Origin of the sequence: Marinomonas sp. 5E14-1, from assembly GCF_039939215.1 — a bacterium.
Taxonomy (GTDB): Bacteria; Pseudomonadota; Gammaproteobacteria; order Pseudomonadales; family Marinomonadaceae; genus Marinomonas.
The window spans coordinates 137,868-156,044 of sequence record NZ_JBDXMW010000002.1; the positions used below are offsets into that span (position 1 = coordinate 137,868).

The window sequence follows — 18,177 nt, forward strand, 5'->3', positions numbered from 1 at the left end:
TATATGGTAGAAGCCCATTAAATAAAACCAACCGAAAAGGAGCCTACCGACTATTCCGTTTGAGCCTGTACTGTTTCTATTGCTAATCGAGCCAACTCATCTGGCTGAAATTTTGCCAAAAAGCCATCTGCCCCAACTTTCTTTACCATCGCCTCGTTGAAAACACCACTTAATGATGTATGAAGCAGGATAAATAAATCTTGTAAGCGGCTATCGTTCCGAATCGCGGTTGTTAGGGTATAACCATCCATTTCAGGCATCTCAATATCTGAAATCACCATGGAAAATACCTCTGTAATATCTTTGCCTTCAGCCACTAGACTTTCAAGATGATCAAGCGCTTCACGACCATCATGCAAGACAGTTGTCTCAAAACCCACCTGCTCCATACAACGCTTAATCTGTTTACGAGCAACAGAGGAGTCATCTACAATCAGAATGTGGTGTTTTTTTGCATTTTCTTGAACGCTATCATCCACAATGCCAGCAGATATATCCTGACGGGTTGGCGCCACCTCAGAAAGAATTTGCTCAACATCGAGGATTTCAACCATCTCTTTCTCTACCTGACATACAGCTGTCAGATAATTATCATTAGACAAACCTTTTGGTGGTGGCTGAATATCACTCCAGTTCATATTTACGATTCTTTCTACGCCACGCACCAAGAATCCCTGTATACGACGATTGTATTCAGTAATTATGACAAAGCATTGATCAATATTTTCAATCGGGCTTGCACCTGTCGCCAATCCTAGGTCTAAAATGGGAATTGTTCCGCCACGAATATGAGCCACACCTCGAACAACATGTGAGCTATGAGGCATAGAGGTAAGTTTAGGGCATTGAAGAATTTCCTTCACCTTAAAAACATTGATACCGTAAAGATGCTTACCGTTTAAGCGGAATAATAACAGTTCTAGTCGGTTTTCACCTACCAACTGCGTACGTTGATTAACAGTATCCAAAACTCCAGCCATAAACGCCTCCAAAATGTGCAAACATCATACTGAGGTATCACCTCATAATTGTTAAGTTACATCATCCAATGATAAAGTGATTTATCAGATTTTACTAACTATCTTATTTATAACGTAATAATAAACAAAGAGAGCTAATCATGCGAATCATAAGGCTAACAATAGCCTTCTTTTACTTCCAAGCAAGTTTAATATTTGCAGAATCTATTGAAAAGCAAATTAATCACTACATAAACCAAGTAGAGATACCTCGATTACTAGAAATATATCCAGAAGCCGATGTTGCCGTTTCTTTGAATAACCTAGCAGCATTAAATTATTTACCTATCTGCGAAGCTGGCACCATTATAGTTACAAATCAAAGGCCTGAGGCCGATAAGCGCACAACTTATGAAGTTAGCTGTGATTCACCTGTATGGAAATCCTACGTACCAGTTACTCAATTCATCACTATTCCAGCAATCAAAACTATTTCCCCCATCAATCGAGGACAAGAAATAAACAAAACTAACACGGGTGTTGGCGATGTTGATATATCAACTTTAAGAGGCCAAGTTTTTACGGCAAAGAATCCACCTTACGGCCTGATTGCCTCACGCAACTTACGCATCAACACCTATATAACAGATAATTTGACCAACCAACCGACCTTAGTTAAAAAAGGCGACCTAGTGCTTATTACAGCAAGCAATGGGAACATTATAGTCAAGATGAACGGTGTTGCTTTAGAAAACGGCACAAAAGGACAACAAATACGTGTAAAAAACACCAGTTCTGAACGAATTGTATACGCCAAAGTTGTAACTAGCAGTGAGGTTCTTGTAAACTATTGAACATAGACACGTTGGCATACAATTAATTCTTTTTTATTTTTGATTACCACTAAAGTTTTTAGAGACATAGCCGACAATATAGACAGGCAAATCATAAAAGGGCGGAAAAACCCAATGGCAATACATTTAACAGGTCTATCAAACCAAGGCACCATCACTAAAAGCGAACGTTCGCAGAAAGATGATGTGGCAGGGAGCGCAACTGAAAAACAGAGCGCAGTAAAAAGTAGCGGAACGTTAGCTGATGACACAGTAAAATTAAGTGGTACAGCACAAACACTACAAAGCCAACAGTCTAAGATCGGTGACTTACCAGATATCGATATGGATAAAGTGGAACAAATTAAAAAAGCCATTTCTGCAGGTGAATACAAAATAAATAGCCAGCAGCTAGCGAACAATATGGCTTCTATGGATTCTCTTTTCTAAACTGTTAATCACTTAGGTTTTAAACGGTTTAACTTATGATTCCAATTGCATCCATATTTACCAGAAGCAAAGAGACTCTCGAAAAGCTCTCTATGCTTCTGGATGACGAGCGCCTTGCTTATAGCGCCTCAGACAGCCAAGTAATCATAGATCTATCCGCACACAAGCAAGCTTTGCTTGATGAAATGAACCAACTTAATGAGAAAAGAGTAAACATGCTCATTAAGTTCGACATTATAGATAGAAAAAAACCAACCGAAGAAGAGTTTAAGAACTGGTTAGACCAACAAGACAGCTCTATGGATGACGTTCGTCTACTCATGAGGGAATGTGAAAGCCTACTTAGAACCTGCAAGACAAAAAACAACACCAACTCTCGCATTCTAAATACACTGCAAAAACGCAACAAACATTTATTTGAGCTTCTACAAGGCCATAGTGGAAAAAACAAAGTGTATACTGCTCGTGGCTCGACTCGCCCAATCAGCAGTAAACAAACACTGGGCAAGGCTTAAACCAACTTAGTTAAATCTAACAATACCTTTTCTCACTACTCCTTTTACAAGGAAAAATCCTCTTTATAAACAATTAATTAACAATCATTAGGTTTAACCCAAAAATGAAAAATGATATAGTCACTCGCGAAGTGTCTCTGTAGTTAAATGGATATAATAGACCCCTCCTAAGGGTTAGTTGCAGGTTCGATTCCTGCCAGGGACACCACACTCTTGTAAATACCCTCCTCTCTGCGCTATCAAAAACTTCTCTGAGATTTCATTTACTTATCTTTCAAATCAACAACAGCAAAAAACTGACATATCTAAGGTTTATAGTTATCAGTCTATCGGGTTCATTTAATCTACCTAATGAAAAAGCATTGACCAAACAAACAGCATATGTGAAATTTCATATATTGTTATTCATATATAAAGCCAGATTCAAATTACTGATTATTTGAACGGCTACACCCAATAGAAGCACCTAACATGAATCTGCCTAACATCAACAAAGACTCTTTCCACCTTCCTGATGTGGATAAAATGAAAACCTCTTCACTTCCACACAAACCTCGAATATTGCTTTTATACGGCTCATTAAGAGAACGATCCTTCAGCCGTTTAGTCGTTGAAGAATGTGCAGAACTACTTAAAGCTTACGGTGCCGAAACACGTATTTTTGACCCTCAAGGTTTACCTCAGCCAGACACAGAAGATGAATCTCATCCTAAAGTTAAAGAATTGAGAGAATTAATGATTTGGTCAGAAGGCCAAGTTTGGTGCTCACCAGAGCGCCACGGTTCAATGACCAGCATCTTCAAAAGCCAAATTGATTGGGTTCCACTGAGTATTGGCGGTGTTCGCCCAACTCAAGGAAAAACATTGGCTGTTATGCAGGTATGTGGCGGCTCTCAGTCATTCAACACAGTCAATCAAATGCGAATCCTAGGACGATGGATGCGCATGGTGACCATCCCTAACCAATCCTCTGTCGCAAAAGCCTTTTTAGAATTTGAAGAAGATGGCCGTATGAAGCCCTCCCCTTACTACAATCGAATCGTCGATGTGATGGAAGAACTGATGAAATTCACTTTATTAATGCGAGACAAAAAAGAGTACTTTGTAGATCGTTACTCAGAGCGATCGGAAAGCGCAGAACAACTTAGCGAACGCGTTAATCAAAAATCATTATAAGGAGTTTTTCATGGGACTTTTTGAGCGTTATTTATCTGTATGGGTCGGCCTAGCGATTTTAGCTGGAATTGGGCTTGGCCATTTAGTGCCTGACGTATTCGGCGTAATTGCGACATTCGAATACGCACATGTGAACATTGCAATCGCCATCTTAATTTGGCTGATGATTTACCCAATGATGGTACAAATCGATTTCTCGTCCATCAAAGATGTAGGTAAGAAACCAAAGGGATTAGTATTAACTCTTATCATTAATTGGTTAATCAAACCCTTTTCCATGGCCTTTTTAGGTTGGTTGTTTTTCAAAGTTCTCTTCATTGATTGGGTTGATCCAAGCACTGCGACAGAATACATCGCAGGTATGATTTTACTTGGCGTTGCTCCTTGTACTGCCATGGTATTTGTATGGAGCCAAATGACCAAAGGCGATGCGAACTACACACTTGTTCAAGTATCCATCAACGATATCATTATGATATTTGCCTTTGCGCCTATTGCTGGCTTTTTACTGGGCGTAACCGATGTAACCGTGCCTTGGGAGACACTGTTATTGTCCGTTGTGCTGTATGTTCTTATCCCTCTCGTTGTTGGCGCCTTAACTCGCAAAAAGCTCGATAAAAACAATGACCACTCTAAGCTTGATAATTTCCTTGGGAAAATGAAGCCTTGGTCAATCATTGGTTTGCTTGCAACAGTAACACTTTTATTTGGTTTCCAGTCCAACACGATTCTTTCTAAACCTGAAGCGATTGTGCTGATTGCCATCCCTTTACTAATTCAGACTTATGGGATTTTTGCCATCTCCTACTGGCTCGCCAAAGCCATGAAATTGCCACACAATATCGCAGCGCCAGCTTGCATGATCGGCACTTCAAACTTCTTTGAACTGGCTGTCGCGGTGGCCATTTCTCTGTTTGGCCTTCATTCAGGAGCAGCGCTTGCTACTGTGGTGGGCGTTCTTGTAGAAGTCCCAGTCATGCTGTCTTTAGTTTGGTTTGCCAACCGAACTCAACACTGGTTCAAGTAAAGCATTGATTATAAAGGAGTTATAACATGATCGTGATCTACCATAACCCTGACTGTGGTACATCTCGAAACGTTTTAAATGTCATTCAAGCTGCAGGCTACACGCCAACCATCATTGATTATCAACAGGAAGGTTGGACGAAAGCACAGCTGCAAGGCTTTTTTCCGCAGCAAATCTAACACCAAGAGAGGCATTGCGTACGATAAAATCACCCACTGAGGAATTAGGGCTTTTATCCCTTGAGGTTTCTGATGAAGCACTATTAGACGCCATGATAAAACACCCAATACTTGTCAATCGCCCTTTAGTTTGCCCTTCCAAAGGGGTTCGTTTATGCCGACCAAGCGAGGCTGTTTTAAACTTATTGGATAACTGGCCTGCTACACCTTTCTATAAGGAAGATGGTGAGATGATCATTGACGAGCAAGGGAAGCGCGTAAAATAGCGCACAATAAATTTTAAGTATAAAAAAAGCGCCTAAAGCGCTTTTTTTATACTTAAATCGCAAGAAGACTATGAACTTACTCAGCTTCAACCAATTCAAAGCTATGAACGATTTTCACGCCACCTTTTTCCAACATCAAAGATGCAGAGCAGTATTCTTCTGCCGATAGCTTCACCGCACGAGCAACCACACTTTCTTTCAACTTACGACCAGTGACTACAAAGTGAACTCGAATCTCTGTAAAAACAGCAGGTACCGCATCCGCACGGTCTGCATCAATTTGAGCAACACAAGACACAACGTCTTGGCGAGATTTTTTCAAAATCCCAACCACATCGTAAGAAGTACAACCACCTAATCCAGCAAGCAGCAATTCCATAGGTCTTGGCCCTGCAACCTGATTGCCATCAATTTCTACTTTAAAACCAGAGCCTGTCTCGGCCGTAAAATGCACATCTTCTTGCCAGCTTACATTCGTTTTCATCATTTAACCTACATTATCTGTTGTGTCCGAAGTTATCTTTAATCAGTCGTAATGTCGTTGATTAAGACAGAAACAACTCAGCTAATTTTTCACCCGGATTGTCAGCGCGCATAAAGGCCTCGCCAACCAAAAAGGCATTAATATTCTTCTCACGCATTAGCGCCACATCATCTTGAGTGTGAATACCACTCTCCGTCACAATAAGACGGTTAGACGGAACGCTGTCCATCAACTCAAAAGTGTGATCTAAACTCAGCTCAAACGTGTGTAAATCGCGGTTGTTAATACCAAACAACTCGGTTTCTGTGTATTCCAACGCCAGCTCAAGCTCTGGACGATTATGTACTTCAACCAAGACATCCATACCAAGATCACGCGCCATATGATCGAGCTGACGTAGTTTGTCTCCGCTCAAGCACGCCGCTATCAACAAAATGCAATCGGCCCCAATGGCTCTGGCTTCTAATACTTGATATTCATCGACAATAAAGTCCTTACGAATAACTGGTAATCCACATGCACTACGAGCTTCAACTAAAAAGTCCTCATGACCTAAAAAGAAATCACGATCTGTTAAAACAGACAAACATGCCGCTCCGCCTTTTTCATAGGATCGAGCAATATCTGCAGGCACAAAGTTCTCACGCAGAACACCTTTACTTGGAGAGGCTTTTTTAATTTCTGCAATCACTCCCGCTTTGCCAATCGCAATTTGATGTCTCAAAGCATTAGCAAAACCACGAGGCGCGTTGTGAACATTCGTAACAGACGCAGCCACTTCTAAATTACTATAAGGTGTATGAGCTTTGCGCTCGTTAATTTCTTCGTATTTACGAGCAACAATTTTCTTTAAAATGGTTGGTGTTTCTATTTGCATTAGGCTGCCGCTCCTATTTATTTTTATTACTGTGAGTCGGGATTCATAAAACAGCGTGTAAAACTCGCCAACTCAGACATTTTAACTCTAGCGGTACCACCACCAATGACATCTTCAGCAATGTTCACGCCTTCTGCCAAAGTATCGGCAATACCTGAAACATAAATCGCTGCGCCCGCATTTAACGCTACGATATCTCGTGCAGGGTTAACTTTACCTTTACCTTCTAGCGCTGTTTTAATCAACGCCAAACTGTCACTTGAGTCTACGGCCTGAATCGTATCGATTGATTGCAATGGAATCCCAAAGTCTTCTGGCGAAACCGTATACTCTGAAACAACGCCATCTTTTAGTTCTGCCACAAAAGTGGGTGCGGCAATACTCATTTCATCCAAGCCGTCTTCCGAATGAACCACCAAAACATGCTCACTGCCAAGCGCTTTTAACACTTCAGCAATTGGGCGAACCCACTTACGATCAAACACACCCATCACTTGGCGCTTCGCATTTGCAGGGTTGGTTAGCGGCCCAAGCAAATTAAAAATCGTACGTGTCGCCATTTCTTTACGAGGACCAATAGCATGTTTCATCGCTGAATGATGATTAGGTGCAAACATAAAGCCTAAGCCAATTTCTGCCACACATCGAGAAACTTGTTCAGCATCCAAACCAAGGTAAATACCAGCCTGCTCCAGCACATCTGCGCTACCTGATTTAGAGGAAACAGAGCGATTGCCATGTTTCGCAACTTTACCGCCTGCTGCCGCAACCACAAAAGCAGATGCAGTCGAAACATTAAATAAGTTTCCGCCGTCGCCACCTGTTCCACAGGTGTCTACAATATGATCAGAATCCAAATCCACTTTGTTTGATAAATCACGCATAACTTGGGCAGCAGCGCTAATTTCTTCGACCGTCTCGCCCTTCATTCTTAAACCAATTAGAAAACCACCAATTTGTGCTGGTGTGGTTTTTCCAGTCATGATGTCACTCATCACCGTACGCATTTCATCGCCACTCAAATCTTGGCGCTCAACAACGGCAGCAATCGCTTTTTGAATATCCACCAGCCTCTCCTATCGTGTTAAAAAGTTTGCTAATAAAGCATGTCCTGCCTCAGTAAGAATCGACTCAGGATGAAATTGCACTCCTTCAATCGCCAACTCTTTATGTCGAATTCCCATAACCTCTTCTTGTTCACCCGCGTCATTTTGACACCAAGCCGTTACCTCAAAACAATCCGGCAAAGTATTAGCAGGCACAATCAAGGAATGATAACGTGTCGCCATATGCGGGTTAGGCAACCCCGAAAATACCGAGGTATTTTGATGATGTATAAGTGAGGTTTTACCGTGCATAACATTTTTAGCACGAATCACTTCTCCACCAAAGACCTGAGCAATACTTTGATGGCCTAAGCAAATACCTAATATCGGAATTTTTCCAGCAAATGCCGCAATGGCAGTCATTGAAATGCCCGCTTCATTAGGCGTACAAGGCCCTGGAGAAATCACCAAATGAGTAGGGGAAAGTTGCTCAATATCTTCTATCGATACTTCATCATTACGATACACCTGCACATCCGCGCCCAATTCACGAAAATACTGCACAAGGTTATAAGTAAAAGAGTCGTAATTATCGATCATTAACAGCATGTCAGATTAACTCATGAAACTGCTTTTCTGAGGCTCTATTTGCCTGTTCAAAACATTGGATAAAGAAGAATCGAAAAAAATAGTCCGTGATTTTAAAGGATTTGCACGCTGAAAACTATTATTGTTCTGCTCCTTTCATTACTTTCTTGATTAGCTTGGTTTCTCAATACTCTGGAAATATTTCAATAATTCTTTGCAAAAACAAAGCCTTGTTTGGTAAACAAACTATTGTATAAGACACTAGCTCACATGCTATCTTTACAGTCAATTTTTCAGTGTTTTTTAAGGATCTCCTGTGCATAGCCAAGTCGCTGACCTCATCGAAACTCTTATCAATGACGAACACTCAACAGAGTCCATCAATAAAGCTATTTCAGAGCTTACTCCTGATGATGTAGCACTGGCACTAGAATCTATCCCTCTTGCCCAAAGGCAGCAGGCTTGGGCGAACATCAAGCAAGCAAACCGCCTTGATATCTTGGTTGAAATGCGCGGAGAATCTCGTCAATTGCTTTTAAAAGAGCTAGACGACATCGAAATAGAAACCCTGTTCACTGATGTAGACGCGGAAGACCTTTTAGAAATAGCCGATTCCTTGCCGGGTCGCTTAGTTGATATCGCTCTAAACCAGATGGACAACAAACAACGTGAATACTACCAACAAGGTATAGTTTACGACGATGACGTTGTCGGTCGTTGGATTGATCACGATTTGCTGATTGCTTCACAATCTATTCGAACATCAGAAGCACTTAGATTGTTGAAAAAAGAAACACCAAGTTATACGGACATGGTGTACTTGGTAAACCGCACTGGTCGCTGGGTTGGCTGCGTAAAGTTCGACAAACTTTTCAAAGCTCAAGGTCATGAACCTATTTCCAGCCTCATCGATGAGGAATGCTCTTTTATTCGATCTAATACAGAGTTAACCAAGGCAGCAGAACAATTAGAGCGCTCTGCTTTTTCTGCGTTGCCTGTGGTGGACGAGAGTCTAGTCTTATTAGGTCGCTTCCATGCAGGCCTTGCTATGGAGACTTGGCGTTTAGAGCATGAAGCACAACAAATGGCGACAGCAGGTTTGAATGAAGAGTCGGATCTATTCGCACCAATAAAACGCAGCGCAGCAACCCGTGGCATTTGGCTAGGCATTAACTTGCTGACGGCTTTTTTAGCATCGGCTTTTATTGGAATCTTCGAAGCGACCTTGCAAGAGGTCGTCGCCTTGGCAGTATTAATGCCTGTCGTTGCATCCATGGGAGGCATCGCAGGCAGTCAGACATTAACCTTAATTGTTCGCGGCTTGGCGCTCGGGCAAATCACCCGAAGCAACTTAAAATCCTTACTCAGTAAGGAGCTAAAAGTCGGTGGTTTAAATGGCATTTTATGGTCTATTGTCATTGGCTGCATCACCCTTTGGTGGTTTGAAAGTCCAATGCTTGGTACGGTAATCGGCTTGGCCATCATTGTAAATATTTTAATGGCAGCCCTGTCTGGCGTATTGATTCCTGTATTGCTCGATAAATTGAAAATCGACCCTGCTTTATCTGGCTCCGTTATTTTAACCACGGTAACCGATATTGCTGGTTTTGTTGCCTTTTTAGGCTTGGGTACATTGCTATTACTTTAAGAAGAGATCTTAGAGAAATAAAAACCATACATGAACCGTACAACAGAAATAGAGAACTTATAATGAATTGGGAAACAGCACAAACATACTTAGGTCTAGGTGACACAGACATGCATTGGGTTGTCCGTGTATTTTTGATTGTCTCAGTCACCTTAATCGTCAATTTTATTGTCCATCGTATTTTAATGCGTCTCGATAAACAGCTAGAGTACACGAAAACACCTTGGGATAACGTACTCATTATCGCGGCACAAAAACCTGCTGGCGCCTTTATTTGGTTGGTCGGTCTAAGCGTTGCAGCAGAAATTTCAGGAACAGAGATCGACCCAGATTTATCATCCTTAATTTCAGCTGTCCGAGAAATAGGCGTCATAGTTCTATTAACTTGGTTTATTTTGCGCTGTATTACCGAAAGCGAAAAAGCCATTGTTAATTCAGACAAGGTAAAAACCAATGTCGATTACACAACCGCAAGCGCTATTAGTAAGTTATTGCGCGCTTCTGTCATCATCACATCTGCTTTGGTGGTATTACAAACGCTTGGCTACAGTATTTCAGGCGTATTGGCCTTTGGCGGTATTGGCGGCATTGCTGTTGGCTTTGCTGCGAAAGACTTATTGGCAAACTTCTTTGGTGGATTAATGGTCTACTTGGATCGGCCTTTTGCCATTGGTGATTGGGTTCGTTCACCAGACCAAAATATTGAAGGCATTGTAGAGCATATTGGTTGGCGGCAGACTCGCATTCGCACCTTTGATAAGCGACCGCTATACGTTCCAAACGCAACATTTTCTCTTATATCTGTCGAAAACCCGTCTCGGATGACACATCGTCGTATCAATGAAACCATTGGTGTACGTTATGATGACTTTAGCCTTTTGCCAACTATTTTGGCTGAAATTAAGAGCATGGTTGCGAATCACGAAGACCTCGATACAGAGCAAGTCTACATGGTGAACTTCAACCAATTTGGCCCCTCTTCTCTGGACTTCTTTATCTACGCCTACACGAAAACAGTAGATTGGCGAACTTTTCATAATGTGAAAGAAGATGTTCTCTTCAAAGCAATGAACATCATTGAATCTCATGGCGCCGAAGTGGCCTTTCCTACTCACACAGTTCATATGACAGACAATGGCAATATGCTGCCACCAGCTGAAGTCGAATCGTCTTCAAAGAAATAACATTTAAGCCATAAAAAAAACGCCAAGTGGATATGCCACTTGGCGCCTCTAAATCAATTCTTACGAATCTATTTCATTAGAATCACATTAGTAATTCGGCTAAGTCGTCCATCACCGCATCAGCCCCTAAACCTGCAAGATCAAAGCCTTGATGATACCCATAAGTCACCAAAGCACACTTGAATCCAGCATTTTTCGCTGCGTTAAAATCGGTAATCGAGTCTCCAATCATCAAGCATTTTTCAGGCAAGGCTTCGATCGACTCACTGCAATGCAACAAAGGCAAAGCAGAAGGCTTCTTCTCCTCCAGTGTATCGCCACCCAATAACCAGCCAAATTGCTCAGTCAGTCCAAAATAATCCAACATAGGCTTAACAAAAACGCTTGGCTTATTCGTGATTAATGCCACAGGCACACCATTATGTTTTAGTGCTTTTAATAAGGCCGTCACGTTAGGATATAAGGTCGTTCTGTCAGTTAAATGAGCGTGATAATGCATCAGAAAAATTCGATAAGCTTCTTCATGCTTTTCAGCATCAAGGTTTGCCCACTCCAACGCTTGTTCGATCAATTTAGCAGAACCAAAACCCACCCATGTACGCACCAAGTCTTCACCAGCCAAAGGCGCACCAAGCTCAGCTAAAAACGCATCTACTGCACCCGCAATATCAGGAACACTGTCAACCAAGGTGCCATCTAAATCGAGACACACCAATTCAGGCCAACCTTCAAACCATTTTGAAAAAAGTTTCGGTGTTTTCATTAGCGCACACTCGCCAATTCAGCTCGCATGGAATCAATCACAGCTTTGTAATCGTCTTTACCGAATATGGCAGACCCAGCAACAAAGGTATCCGCACCGGCTTTGGCAATTTCTGCGATGTTCTTTTCACTGACGCCGCCGTCAACTTCAAGTCGAATATCGTAGCCGCTCGCATCAATCAACGCTCTCGCTTCACGCAATTTGTCTAATGTTCCTGGAATAAATGACTGCCCACCGAATCCAGGGTTAACCGACATTAACAGCACCATATCCACTTTATCCATAACATGCTTAAGATGATGCAAAGGCGTTGCAGGGTTGAAAACTAGTCCTGCTTTGCATCCACCGTCACGAATCATCTGCAAAGATCGGTCTATATGTTCACTGGCTTCTGGGTGAAAAGTAATAAAAGAAGCACCCGCTTCAATAAAGTCGCCAATCATGCGATCAACAGGCTTCACCATAAGGTGGACGTCAATATCGGCCGTCACACCATGCTTACGCAGTGCTTTACAGACCATAGGACCAATCGTTAAATTGGGAACATAATGATTATCCATCACATCAAAGTGTATGATGTCTGCTCCCGCTTCTAAAACCTGATCGACTTCTTCGCCTAATCGAGCAAAATCGGCAGCAAGGATCGAAGGTGCGATGATAAAATCATTCATATCTGACTCCAGCGGTGACACAATAAAAGATAGTTTGAAAGTATGTCATTATTTTAACAAGGCACACAAAAGAAGTATTGAAAACAATGAAGAAAAATACAGCGCTGTTTAATATTTTATTGACGTTTCTATCTCTGAGCGCTTGTAGTCTATCGCTTGCTGAAACTTCTGCTCCAGTGAATGAGGCAACAGATGATAACAAAGAAGACAGAAGCTATATTACTCCAACCCCTCAAGCATCACGCATAAGCGCACTGGAAACCTCGCTAAGAATCCGGCACCTCTCTCATCAAATCGACACATTGAAAGCTAACGAAGAACCGTTTCTAACGCTTTATCAACCTTCGTTAACCAGCTCAACCCAAGGCTGCGTCATCATTCTACACAGTGACAATGAACATCCAGACTGGCCAGATGCGGTTGCGCCCTTGCGCAATGCCTTGCCAGAACACAGCTGGTGCACAATTTCCATCGAAGTCCCAGACATTATCAAGCGTGCGGAAGCGATAAGCACACAAATTATTGTTCAAGAAGACAACGCCCAAGCAGTGGAATTGCCAAATCAAGATGTGGTATTTGCACGAATTCTTGCCACGATCACTAAAGCACAAAGTAATGAAATAGAAGAATTCACCCTTTTGGGTTACAAAACTGGCGCGGCGTACGCGTTGAACTTCTTAGCAAATAATCCAGACACGGCGAGTGCATTAATGCTCATCGATATTGAAACACCTGCGACAACAAGTCATTACAACCTGGCTCAGCAGGTTCGTGGAATACCTCAGCCAATCCTTGATTATTATGTAAACAACCATGCAGGAAGTAACCAATTCGCCATTTGGCGCAAACAATCAGCCAACCAAAGAGAAGAAGCAGTGGGTGATTTTATCCAATTGGATGCTGTGCCAGACAGAGTGACAGGGAAGAAAAGTAAACAACTCTTGGTGCAGCGCGTTCGTGGTTTTTTGAAGCAAAACACTAATCAAATAGACCAAAGAAAGACATTACCAAGCGTAAAAAAAGGGCTTTTCTATGAAAGCCCTTAATTCTAAATAACAAAGTATTTTATAAAAACAACCTACTCAAGCTCATTTACTTACGAGCTTTTTTAACCAACTCATAAGCGGATTGAATTTCCTGCGTCTTTTCCTTAGCCAACTCAATCATTTCCTTAGGCAAACCTTGTGAGCTTAATTTATCAGGATGATTCTTGCTCATTAGTCTGCGATAAGCCTTTTTAATATCAACATCCGTCATATCTTCTGTTACACCTAATACTTCATAGGCTGATTTCAGTAAGTCTTTTGAGCTCACACCATCCGAAGAAGAGTGATAACCCTGTCTAAAATGTGCTTGCTGCTTAACTTGAATGTGTAGGGCTTCAAATTCCGCCACAGACACACCAAGGTAAGCACATACTTGAGAAACAAAAGATTTCTCTTCAACACTAAAATGACCGTCTGCATAAGAAGATACAAGCAAGACTTCCAACAAGGTTCGAGTAAGATTGCCAGGGCCAACCACCTCTTTGAAATTATTCAAAACCGCGTTTAAATCAAAATTGGCCGATTTACCTTCATTAAAAAGCTGTTTAGCTTGCTCTTGTGCTGCAGGAGATAATCTCAGACGCTGCATAACAGCTTGCGCCAATTGAATCTCAGCTTCAGATACCTGACCATCAGATTTAGCCAATCGTCCCATTAAAAGAAATAATGTACGAAAGAAAGTTTCCTGTTGTAAGCGCACATTTGCACGCCCACCAAAACCGTTAAACGATCCACCTGCCTGACTTCTATCAATAGCACTACCGATAAAAAAACCAATAAGAGCGAGAAAGAAACCGCCCAAAATATAGCCTAAAATGGCGCAAACAATTTTCCACATAAAGATATTTCTCCAGAATCGGTAGCCCCTATGGGCCTGCTTAGATTATCATTTGTCTCACAACATGGACCCGCTGATGGGCAGCATCCGATTTCGGACAATAATTATTGGTAACAAGTATACCTCGCATGGTTAAGCATTTACGAACCTACGCCTTATTTTTGCAAAGTCTTTTCATATTGCCACTTGCTCAGGCGCAAGATAATCAATGGGACTGGGTTCCTAGAGACTCTTTGACAGCTGAGCAGCAAGCTCAACTCAGTCAATACTGCAAAGGGGCTTATGTTAACACTTGGCAGCCGATAAGCTCTCCAAACACACATCTTATATCCGATCTAATCGTCCGGGATAGAAGCGGTGTAATACACCTTGAAGGAGCGGCTGAAATTACACAGCCAGAATCCACATTATCTGCCGCTCAGATTGAAGTTGTTCCTGACGAATATTATCAAGCCAGCGGTAATGTTGTGCTACGTAGCAAAACTCAGCTGATTAGGAGCTCTAACAGCTATATTTCCAATAATGGCCAAACAGCCACCAAATTTACTGATGCACGCTTTCTCAATCATGACACTGGTGCTCGGCTCGAAGCGGACTCTTTGCTATACAATAAGAGCGGTGTAGCCTTTATAGAAGAAGGCTTCTTCACCACATGCGAACCTACTGATGAAAGCTGGAAACTTTACGGTAGCTCAATCGAACTGGATCCAAACAGCGGCTTTGGTACGGCGAAGCATGTTCACATCCGTATTGCCGACATCCCTGTTTTCTATTTCCCTTGGTTACGCTTCCCTATCGATGACCGCCGCCAAACAGGCTTTTTATTTCCTAGCTTTGGTTATTCAGGTTCAGATGGTTTGAGCTTATCAGCACCTTTCTACTGGAACATCGATTCAAACCTTGATGCGACTATTACTCCTAACTACATTCAACAGGAAGGGGAAGGCATTGATTTAGAAGTTAGACATCTAAGTCCATATGGCACCACCACGTATGAACAATCGACTTTTGAAAGCGATGATGAGGGTAAACAGACTCTGATCAAATTCACAACCAAGCAAAAGTTCAACTCACACATCACTACGGGCGTCACATTAGAAGACAATCCAACAGAAAACTTATACCCAGAAGCAAACACCACATCGATTGCTGAAAAAGACAACTACGAGCGCAGCGCCTACATCAGTTTCAATAGTGGTAACTTCTTAAATAAGGTCACTTACCTAACCTATCAAACCCCTGATAACTCAGAGGACAAACCATTTGAATGGCGCCCAAGAATAAGCAGTTCTTATGTCACCAGTTCGTCTTATTTAAACTACTCGTTGACCACACAATACACCGACTTTTATGACCCAGATGAAGATGACTTCGATGGAGAGCGTCTTGTATTAAATCAAGACATCAGCCTTGATTTTAGCAATGCTTGGGGCAGTATTTCTCCGGGCGTTTTAGCTCAGTATCGAGACTACAATGTACATGACTACACAACAGGATCGGACAGTTCTTCCTCTATTGGCCATCTGACCAGCTACCTTGATTCTTCGATAACTTTCGAGCGCCAACTCACTGTAGGTCGTCAAACACTAACGCCTCGACTTAATTACCTAAACTCGCCTTACCAAGATCAAGATGACATCAAAGACTTTGATGGCAGTGACCTAACGCAGACTTACTCACAAGCTTTCAGTCACAAGCGATTTAGCGGTGATGATCGTATCGGCGATACAGAACAAATCACATTTGGTTTAGAAAGCCGTATATATGATGAAAACAATAATGAGAAATGGGCACTCAAAGCAGGCCAGATCTTTTATTTAAAAGACCGTTATGTTGATATTAGCGGTGACACAGATGAAGATACGGCCATTCATAACGCAGAACAGAGTGATTTACTCACATCTGTCAGTTACAGTGGCGACCGTTATAGCTTAACGAACAATTTAAATTACGATTTAGATGAAAACGATGCCAGCTTAGTGCAGTTTATTGCCGCTTTAGAGCCTATCGATGATATAAAGATCAACTTAAGTTATTTATACTCCCTCGATAACAGCGATTCAGATGACGATGCACATCAAGCGGCTATTGGCACCATTCTCCCTGTCAACCAAAATTGGTCAATGTATACACAATATACATATGACTTCTTAGATGAAGATTTCTCAAGACAAATCTTTGGATTAGGCTATGAGAACTGTTGCGTGAAAGTTTCGTTGAGTTATCAGGATTGGATTGATGACGATGATGGATCTGATCGAGGCGTTTTCTTACAATTTACTTTACGCGGTCTAAGCTCCGCTGGCAGCGCAAACAGCGACGCAAGCAGCATTGCAGATACCTACTGGAACCAAGGAAAAGTTGGATATTAACCATGAAGTTGTTTTCTTTTTTATTTTTTACAGCCCTAGCAGTGACACCGCTTCAAACACTTAATGCGACCCAAACCAAAATTGACGGCATTGCTGCGATTATTGATTCAGCGCCTATTTTAGAAAGCGATATTTCAAATCGCTTTCAAATTGTAAAAGACCGTGTACCAGGCGGTGTGATGACAGACAATATTCATCGTCAAATCCTTAACCAAATGATTGATGAAGTCTTGCAAGTTAATTACGCCCGCAAAATTGGTATGCGCACGTCAAGCTCAGATGTTGACCAAGCGATTCTGGGCGTTGCACAAAATATGAACCTAGACCTTCAAGGTTTAAAAAATGTGCTTGCCAGCAAAGACATTAACTTTGCTCGCTATCGAGAGCAGATTGAACAGGAAATCTTAATCAACAACGTTAAACGCGAGATTATTAGAAAGCGCATTTCGATTACAGACCAAGAAATTGATGATTACTTGAGCTCCAACACAAGTATCACTAAAGAAAAAGATCAGGTTCACCTTCGCCACATTATTATCCGAGCGACAGATCCAGATAAAGCCAAGGCAGAAATTCAAGCCATTGCAGAAAACACGCGCACCGAAGCAGATTTCATTCAGCAAGCCGTTGAAAAATCTGACGGTCAGTTTGCTATTGAAGGCGGTAATTTAGGCTGGCGCCCACTTAATCAATTACCACCTCTTTTTGTTCGTGCATTAGATTCAGATACGGGCCCATTAATTGGTCCTATAGAAAGTAACGCTGGTTTCCATTTATTGTGGCTAATTGAGGAACGTTCACCGTCCGTGACCTTGCAACAGCAGACAAAAACTCGACATATTCTCATACGTCCAAATGAAATTCGAGACATGTCACAGACACAAGTTTTTGCGGATGAGCTATATAACAAATTAAAAGCTGGTGCAGATTTTAACGAGCTTGCGAAAGAATACAGTGAAGACCAAGGTTCAACGTTACAAGGTGGTGATCTAGGTTGGGTAACACCAGGAACCATGGTTCCAGAATTCGAGACCATGATGGATCAAACTAATGTTGGCGATATTAGCAAACCGTTTAGAACTCAATTCGGCTGGCACATTCTGCAAGTTGAAGGCCGAAGAGAAGCGGACATTAGCGATAAAGTAAAACGCCAAAATGCTCAACAAGCACTTACCGCTCAAAAACAAGACGTTGTGTTAAGCAGTTGGTTGGATGAGTTACGCGCCGATGCCTTCATCGATAGAAAATAGAATTG

General features: G+C 41.9%; 20 protein-coding genes and 1 tRNA gene. 13 read left to right on the forward strand and 8 right to left on the reverse strand.

Translation table 11 applies throughout. The annotated features are described in order from the left end of the window. Positions 1 to 50: 50 nt before the first annotated feature. Positions 51 to 980, reverse strand: a complete 930-nt coding sequence (locus ABFY09_RS02265; RefSeq protein WP_347982672.1) for a chemotaxis protein CheV — start codon at positions 978 to 980, stop codon at positions 51 to 53. A 140-nt stretch (positions 981 to 1,120) separates the two neighbouring features. Between ABFY09_RS02265 and flgA the strand changes: the two genes are divergently transcribed. The 8 genes from flgA to ABFY09_RS02305 all read left to right on the forward strand — a co-directional run bounded on the left by flgA (position 1,121) and on the right by ABFY09_RS02305 (position 5,405). Then, entirely contained in the window at positions 1,121 to 1,813 is a 693-nt protein-coding gene (gene flgA / locus ABFY09_RS02270; RefSeq protein WP_347982673.1) for a flagellar basal body P-ring formation chaperone FlgA, read from the forward strand. A gap of 114 nt (positions 1,814 to 1,927) precedes the next feature. Then, positions 1,928 to 2,242, forward strand: coding sequence for a flagellar biosynthesis anti-sigma factor FlgM (gene flgM, locus ABFY09_RS02275; RefSeq protein WP_347982674.1), 315 nt, complete (start codon positions 1,928 to 1,930; stop codon positions 2,240 to 2,242). Between the two features lie 35 nt (positions 2,243 to 2,277). Further along, positions 2,278 to 2,757, forward strand: coding sequence for a flagellar protein FlgN (locus ABFY09_RS02280; RefSeq protein WP_347982675.1), 480 nt, complete (start codon positions 2,278 to 2,280; stop codon positions 2,755 to 2,757). Positions 2,758 to 2,890: 133 nt separating this feature from the next. Next, positions 2,891 to 2,965 (forward strand) — tRNA-Arg (locus ABFY09_RS02285). A 263-nt stretch (positions 2,966 to 3,228) separates the two neighbouring features. Beyond that, complete coding sequence (arsH, locus tag ABFY09_RS02290) at positions 3,229 to 3,933, forward strand: arsenical resistance protein ArsH (protein ID WP_347982676.1); 705 nt, start codon at positions 3,229 to 3,231, stop codon at positions 3,931 to 3,933. Between the two features lie 10 nt (positions 3,934 to 3,943). After that, a complete protein-coding gene (arsB, locus tag ABFY09_RS02295; protein ID WP_347982677.1) occupies positions 3,944 to 4,960 on the forward strand; it encodes an ACR3 family arsenite efflux transporter in 1,017 nt (338 codons plus the stop codon). A 26-nt stretch (positions 4,961 to 4,986) separates the two neighbouring features. After that, positions 4,987 to 5,139 (forward strand): hypothetical protein, encoded by a 153-nt coding sequence (locus ABFY09_RS02300; RefSeq protein ID WP_347982678.1) that lies wholly within the window; start codon positions 4,987 to 4,989, stop codon positions 5,137 to 5,139. 14 nt (positions 5,140 to 5,153) lie between these two features. Continuing rightward, a complete protein-coding gene (locus ABFY09_RS02305) occupies positions 5,154 to 5,405 on the forward strand; it encodes an ArsC/Spx/MgsR family protein (protein WP_347982679.1) in 252 nt (83 codons plus the stop codon). 76 nt (positions 5,406 to 5,481) lie between these two features. On the opposite strand, the gene ABFY09_RS02310 is transcribed toward ABFY09_RS02305, so the two are convergent. From ABFY09_RS02310 to ABFY09_RS02325, 4 genes are all read right to left on the reverse strand, one after another. Beyond that, positions 5,482 to 5,889: an OsmC family protein gene (locus ABFY09_RS02310; RefSeq protein WP_317002860.1), complete on the reverse strand. Its 408-nt coding sequence runs from the start codon at positions 5,887 to 5,889 to the stop codon at positions 5,482 to 5,484. Between the two features lie 61 nt (positions 5,890 to 5,950). After that, a complete protein-coding gene (gene trpC, locus ABFY09_RS02315) occupies positions 5,951 to 6,766 on the reverse strand; it encodes an indole-3-glycerol phosphate synthase TrpC (RefSeq protein ID WP_347982680.1) in 816 nt (271 codons plus the stop codon). A 26-nt stretch (positions 6,767 to 6,792) separates the two neighbouring features. Further along, on the reverse strand, positions 6,793 to 7,833 hold the full coding sequence (gene trpD / locus ABFY09_RS02320) for an anthranilate phosphoribosyltransferase (protein ID WP_347982681.1): 1,041 nt from the start codon (positions 7,831 to 7,833) through the stop codon (positions 6,793 to 6,795). Between the two features lie 9 nt (positions 7,834 to 7,842). Next, positions 7,843 to 8,421, reverse strand: a complete 579-nt coding sequence (locus ABFY09_RS02325) for an aminodeoxychorismate/anthranilate synthase component II (protein WP_347982682.1) — start codon at positions 8,419 to 8,421, stop codon at positions 7,843 to 7,845. A gap of 295 nt (positions 8,422 to 8,716) precedes the next feature. Here ABFY09_RS02325 and ABFY09_RS02330 point away from each other — a divergent pair, with 295 nt between their 5' ends. Together ABFY09_RS02330 and ABFY09_RS02335 are read left to right on the forward strand one after the other, a co-directional pair. After that, a complete protein-coding gene (locus ABFY09_RS02330; RefSeq protein ID WP_347982683.1) occupies positions 8,717 to 10,048 on the forward strand; it encodes a magnesium transporter in 1,332 nt (443 codons plus the stop codon). A gap of 62 nt (positions 10,049 to 10,110) precedes the next feature. Then, on the forward strand, positions 10,111 to 11,232 hold the full coding sequence (locus ABFY09_RS02335) for a mechanosensitive ion channel family protein (protein ID WP_347982684.1): 1,122 nt from the start codon (positions 10,111 to 10,113) through the stop codon (positions 11,230 to 11,232). An 82-nt stretch (positions 11,233 to 11,314) separates the two neighbouring features. On the opposite strand, the gene ABFY09_RS02340 is transcribed toward ABFY09_RS02335, so the two are convergent. Further along, complete coding sequence (locus tag ABFY09_RS02340; protein WP_347982685.1) at positions 11,315 to 11,995, reverse strand: phosphoglycolate phosphatase; 681 nt, start codon at positions 11,993 to 11,995, stop codon at positions 11,315 to 11,317. Next, positions 11,995 to 12,666, reverse strand: a complete 672-nt coding sequence (gene rpe, locus ABFY09_RS02345) for a ribulose-phosphate 3-epimerase (protein ID WP_347982686.1) — start codon at positions 12,664 to 12,666, stop codon at positions 11,995 to 11,997. Before rpe ends, ABFY09_RS02340 begins: the two co-directional genes overlap by 1 nt. Before the next feature lie 86 nt (positions 12,667 to 12,752). Here rpe and ABFY09_RS02350 point away from each other — a divergent pair, with 86 nt between their 5' ends. Beyond that, positions 12,753 to 13,712: a DUF3530 family protein gene (locus ABFY09_RS02350; protein WP_347982687.1), complete on the forward strand. Its 960-nt coding sequence runs from the start codon at positions 12,753 to 12,755 to the stop codon at positions 13,710 to 13,712. Positions 13,713 to 13,758: 46 nt separating this feature from the next. Here ABFY09_RS02350 and djlA read toward each other — a convergent pair whose 3' ends face one another. Continuing rightward, positions 13,759 to 14,550 carry a co-chaperone DjlA gene (gene djlA / locus ABFY09_RS02355; protein ID WP_347982688.1) on the reverse strand — a complete coding sequence of 264 codons (792 nt, stop codon included), beginning with the start codon at positions 14,548 to 14,550 and terminating at the stop codon, positions 13,759 to 13,761. 128 nt (positions 14,551 to 14,678) lie between these two features. Here djlA and lptD point away from each other — a divergent pair, with 128 nt between their 5' ends. Together lptD and ABFY09_RS02365 are read left to right on the forward strand one after the other, a co-directional pair. Next, entirely contained in the window at positions 14,679 to 16,922 is a 2,244-nt protein-coding gene (gene lptD, locus ABFY09_RS02360; RefSeq protein WP_347982689.1) for an LPS assembly protein LptD, read from the forward strand. Between the two features lie 2 nt (positions 16,923 to 16,924). Further along, complete coding sequence (locus tag ABFY09_RS02365; protein ID WP_347982690.1) at positions 16,925 to 18,172, forward strand: peptidylprolyl isomerase; 1,248 nt, start codon at positions 16,925 to 16,927, stop codon at positions 18,170 to 18,172. The last annotated feature ends 5 nt before the right edge of the window (positions 18,173 to 18,177 follow it).